Source organism: Paraburkholderia sp. 2C (genome assembly GCF_054589215.1).
The window spans coordinates 1-5,579 of sequence record NZ_BAAILL010000025.1 but is presented as its reverse complement, the minus strand read 5'-3'; the positions used below and the strand labels follow the sequence as shown (position 1 = coordinate 5,579).

Genomic DNA, 5,579 nt, shown 5'->3' with positions numbered 1-5,579 from the left:
GCCGTAAACGCACAAACCCCGCCCTGATGAGGGCGGGGTTAGTGTTTCTGCGAGGGGGAGCCTGACGATTACCTACTTTCACACGGGCAATCCGCACTATCATCGGCGTGGAGTCGTTTCACGGTCCTGTTCGGGATGGGAAGGGGTGGGACCGACTCGCTATGGTCATCAGGCATGACTTGTTGTCCTGCTGCGTGCTGGGGGCAGCAGAACCAATCGGGAAGAAGCGTGGGGTAAGGGAGTGTGTCGGGGTTGTGTTGTTTCAGGCACAACGTCGATCTTCTCAACCGTGTGCGTGTTCCTGCCCCCTTCGGGGGGCTCCCCCTGCGGGGGCGGGATGCCCGTCAGTGCTGAAGCACTGACGGTCATCGCGAAACACACCGGTTATAGGATCAAGCCTTACGGGCAATTAGTATCAGTTAGCTTAACGCATTACTGCGCTTCCACACCTGACCTATCAACGTCCTGGTCTTGAACGACCCTTCAAGGGGCTCGAAGCCCCGGGGATATCTCATCTCAAGGCGAGTTTCCCGCTTAGATGCTTTCAGCGGTTATCTCTTCCGAACATAGCTACCCGGCGATGCGACTGGCGTCACAACCGGTACACCAGAGGTTCGTCCACTCCGGTCCTCTCGTACTAGGAGCAGGTCCCTTCAAATATCCAGCGCCCACGGCAGATAGGGACCAAACTGTCTCACGACGTTTTAAACCCAGCTCACGTACCTCTTTAAATGGCGAACAGCCATACCCTTGGGACCGGCTACAGCCCCAGGATGAGATGAGCCGACATCGAGGTGCCAAACACCGCCGTCGATATGAACTCTTGGGCGGTATCAGCCTGTTATCCCCAGAGTACCTTTTATCCGTTGAGCGATGGCCCTTCCATACAGAACCACCGGATCACTATGACCTGCTTTCGCACCTGCCCGACTTGTCAGTCTCGCAGTCAAGCACGCTTATGCCATTGCACTATCAGCACGATTTCCGACCGTACCTAGCGTACCTTCGTACTCCTCCGTTACACTTTGGGAGGAGACCGCCCCAGTCAAACTGCCTGCCATGCACTGTCCCCGAACCCGCTTCAGGGTCCAAGGTTAGAACCTCAAACAGATCAGGGTGGTATTTCAAGGACGGCTCCAGCGAGACTGGCGTCCCGCTTTCATAGCCTCCCACCTATCCTACACAGACCGGTTCAAAGTCCAATGCAAAGCTGCAGTAAAGGTTCATGGGGTCTTTCCGTCTAGCCGCGGGGAGATTGCATCATCACAAACACTTCAACTTCGCTGAGTCCCGGGAGGAGACAGTGTGGCCATCGTTACGCCATTCGTGCAGGTCGGAACTTACCCGACAAGGAATTTCGCTACCTTAGGACCGTTATAGTTACGGCCGCCGTTTACCGGGACTTCAATCAGGAGCTTGCACCCCATCATTTAATCTTCCGGCACCGGGCAGGCGTCACACCCTATACGTCCACTTTCGTGTTTGCAGAGTGCTGTGTTTTTATTAAACAGTCGCAGCCACCAGTTTATTGCAACCCCTTCACCCTTCTGGCGCAGGCCAGTCAAGCTACAAGGGCGTACCTTATCCCGAAGTTACGGTACCAATTTGCCGAGTTCCTTCTCCCGGGTTCTCTCAAGCGCCTTAGAATACTCATCTCGCCCACCTGTGTCGGTTTGCGGTACGGTCAATGTGAAACTGAAGCTTAGAGGCTTTTCCTGGAACCCCTTCCAGTTGCTTCGTGACCTGGGTCACTCGCGCCACGCCCTTGAATTACGTGCCCGGATTTGCCAGAGCACCTTCTCCAACGCAGCGACCGGGACTTCCAACACCCGGACAACCTTCCGCGATCCGTCCCCCCATCGCATTTCACACTGGTGCAGGAATATTGACCTGCTTCCCATCAGCTACGCATTTCTGCCTCGCCTTAGGGGCCGACTCACCCTACGCCGATGAACGTTGCGTAGGAAACCTTGGGCTTACGGCGAGGGGGCCTTTCACCCCCTTTATCGCTACTCATGTCAGCATTCGCACTTCCGATACCTCCAGCACACTTTCCAGTGCACCTTCGCAGGCTTACGGAACGCTCTCCTACCATGCGTGCAAGCACGCATCCGCAGCTTCGGTATATGGCTTAGCCCCGTTACATCTTCCGCGCAGGACGACTCGATCAGTGAGCTATTACGCTTTCTTTAAAGGGTGGCTGCTTCTAAGCCAACCTCCTGACTGTTTTAGCCTTCCCACTTCGTTTCCCACTTAGCCATATTTGGGGACCTTAGCTGGCGGTCTGGGTTGTTTCCCTCTTGACACCGGACGTTAGCACCCGATGTCTGTCTCCCGTGATTGCACTCTTCGGTATTCGGAGTTTGCTATGGCGAAGTAATCCGCAATGGACCCTTCAACCATGACAGTGCTCTACCCCCGAAGGTGATACACGAGGCACTACCTAAATAGTTTTCGGAGAGAACCAGCTATTTCCAGATTTGTTTAGCCTTTCACCCCTATCCACAGCTCATCCCCTAGTTTTTCAACACTAGTGGGTTCGGACCTCCAGCACGTGTTACCGTGCCTTCATCCTGGCCATGGATAGATCATCTGGTTTCGGGTCTACACCCAGCGACTGATTCGCCCTGTTCGGACTCGCTTTCGCTACGCCTGCCCTAATCGGTTAAGCTCGCCACTGAATGTAAGTCGCTGACCCATTATACAAAAGGTACGCCGTCACCCTTGCGGGCTCCGACTGTTTGTATGCATGCGGTTTCAGGATCTGTTTCACTCCCCTCCCGGGGTTCTTTTCGCCTTTCCCTCACGGTACTGGTTCACTATCGGTCGATCACGAGTATTTAGCCTTGGAGGATGGTCCCCCCATCTTCAGACAGGATTTCACGTGTCCCGCCCTACTTGTCGTACACCTAGTTCTTCCTCACTGCTTTCGCCTACGGGGCTATCACCCGCTATGGCCGCACTTTCCAGAGCGTTCGGCTAACAGCAAGAATAAAGAGTACAGGCTGGTCCCATTTCGCTCGCCACTACTCTGGGAATCTCGGTTGATTTCTGTTCCTGCGGCTACTTAGATGTTTCAGTTCGCCGCGTTCGCCTCACATGACCTATGGATTCAGTCATGGATACTCCATTCGGAGTGGGTTTCCCCATTCGGATATCGGTGGATCAAAGCTCGTTTGCCAGCTCCCCACCGCTTTTCGCAGGCTACCGCGTCCTTCATCGCCTGTGATCGCCAAGGCATCCACCACATGCACTTGTTCGCTTGACCCTATAACGGGTGTGTCTCTCGCAAGTCACCACCCGCTACAGGCTGAGTTTTCGCGTTGTGCCGTATTCCAAGCGCCCTCTCATCGAGGACCCTAAAAAATACTTCGATACAATCACAACCCTGACCAATCTACTCACGTCCATCTCACAGACGCTTTCATTGATCTCTTACTACTGCTTCTTCCTGATTGTTAAAGAACGACAGCCGACCCGTACTGCATGTCGATGCTGACCGGCGCAACCGCCAATACGCAATCCCCGGCTCGCGCCAGCAGATTCTGTATTGGGGATTGGTGGAGGATGACGGGATCGAACCGACGACCCCCTGCTTGCAAAGCAGGTGCTCTCCCAGCTGAGCTAATCCCCCGCACGACAACACTTCAGGGAATCCTTCACCGCAGACGCAGATGGTGGGTCTGGCTGGATTCGAACCAGCGACCCCCGCCTTATCAAGACGGTGCTCTAACCGACTGAGCTACAGACCCCTTCAGCCTGTCCTTCAATGCACAGCCGACAAGTGTGAGTGCTCAACTTTGAGCGCAAAGCTCTGGAAAGGAGGTGATCCAGCCGCACCTTCCGATACGGCTACCTTGTTACGACTTCACCCCAGTCATGAATCCTACCGTGGTGACCGTCCTCCTTGCGGTTAGACTAGCCACTTCTGGTAAAACCCACTCCCATGGTGTGACGGGCGGTGTGTACAAGACCCGGGAACGTATTCACCGCGGCATGCTGATCCGCGATTACTAGCGATTCCAGCTTCACGCAGTCGAGTTGCAGACTGCGATCCGGACTACGATCGGTTTTCTGGGATTGGCTCCACCTCGCGGCTTGGCAACCCTCTGTTCCGACCATTGTATGACGTGTGAAGCCCTACCCATAAGGGCCATGAGGACTTGACGTCATCCCCACCTTCCTCCGGTTTGTCACCGGCAGTCTCCCTGGAGTGCTCTTGCGTAGCAACCAGGGACAAGGGTTGCGCTCGTTGCGGGACTTAACCCAACATCTCACGACACGAGCTGACGACAGCCATGCAGCACCTGTGTGATGGCTCCCTTTCGGGCACCCTCAACTCTCATCGAGGTTCCATCCATGTCAAGGGTAGGTAAGGTTTTTCGCGTTGCATCGAATTAATCCACATCATCCACCGCTTGTGCGGGTCCCCGTCAATTCCTTTGAGTTTTAATCTTGCGACCGTACTCCCCAGGCGGTCAACTTCACGCGTTAGCTACGTTACCAAGCCAATGAAGGCCCGACAACCAGTTGACATCGTTTAGGGCGTGGACTACCAGGGTATCTAATCCTGTTTGCTCCCCACGCTTTCGTGCATGAGCGTCAGTATTGGCCCAGGGGGCTGCCTTCGCCATCGGTGTTCCTCCACATCTCTACGCATTTCACTGCTACACGTGGAATTCCACCCCCCTCTGCCATACTCCAGCAATGCAGTCACCAATGCAGTTCCCAGGTTAAGCCCGGGGATTTCACATCGGTCTTACATCACCGCCTGCGCACGCTTTACGCCCAGTAATTCCGATTAACGCTCGCACCCTACGTATTACCGCGGCTGCTGGCACGTAGTTAGCCGGTGCTTATTCTTCCGGTACCGTCATCCTCCATCCATATTAGGAACGAAGTTTTCTTTCCGGACAAAAGTGCTTTACAACCCGAAGGCCTTCTTCACACACGCGGCATTGCTGGATCAGGGTTGCCCCCATTGTCCAAAATTCCCCACTGCTGCCTCCCGTAGGAGTCTGGGCCGTGTCTCAGTCCCAGTGTGGCTGGTCGTCCTCTCAGACCAGCTACGGATCGTCGCCTTGGTGGGCCTTTACCCCACCAACTAGCTAATCCGCCATCGGCCGCTCCTTGAGCGCGAGGTCCGAAGATCCCCCGCTTTCCTCCACAGAGCGTATGCGGTATTAATCCGGCTTTCGCCGGGCTATCCCCCACTCCAGGACACGTTCCGATGTATTACTCACCCGTTCGCCACTCGCCGCCAGGGTTGCCCCCGCGCTGCCGTCCGACTTGCATGTGTAAGGCATGCCGCCAGCGTTCAATCTGAGCCAGGATCAAACTCTTCAGTTCAATGCCTGTTACTGTTTTCGGTTCTTTCGAACCGGTCGCTCACTCAACGTACTGACAGTTCGATCTCCATCTCTGAAGACCCTTCAATACTGTGTGAGACACTTGATACTTTCGCCATGCAATGACCCCGGAAGGTCATCGTGCGCCGCCATCAAGCACCCACACTTATCGGCTGTGAATTGTTAAAGATCGCTTCACGACAAGGGCCGCATGCCGGCGAAAACCACCCA

General features: G+C 55.0%; 2 tRNA genes and 3 rRNA genes. All 5 read right to left on the bottom strand.

Features of this window, described 5'->3' with window-relative positions:
* Positions 1–59: 59 nt before the first annotated feature.
* The 5 genes from rrf to ACYPXD_RS05895 all read right to left on the bottom strand — a co-directional run bounded on the left by rrf (position 60) and on the right by ACYPXD_RS05895 (position 5,349).
* Positions 60–173, bottom strand: a 5S ribosomal RNA gene (gene rrf / locus ACYPXD_RS05915).
* A 215-nt stretch (positions 174–388) separates the two neighbouring features.
* Positions 389–3,268 (bottom strand): 23S ribosomal RNA (locus ACYPXD_RS05910).
* A gap of 290 nt (positions 3,269–3,558) precedes the next feature.
* Positions 3,559–3,634 (bottom strand) — tRNA-Ala (locus ACYPXD_RS05905).
* A gap of 41 nt (positions 3,635–3,675) precedes the next feature.
* Positions 3,676–3,752 (bottom strand) — tRNA-Ile (locus ACYPXD_RS05900).
* 66 nt (positions 3,753–3,818) lie between these two features.
* Positions 3,819–5,349: ribosomal RNA gene (locus tag ACYPXD_RS05895) — 16S ribosomal RNA — on the bottom strand.
* The 16S, 23S and 5S rRNA genes sit together here with 2 tRNA genes alongside, the layout of an rRNA operon.
* Positions 5,350–5,579 lie beyond the last annotated feature (230 nt).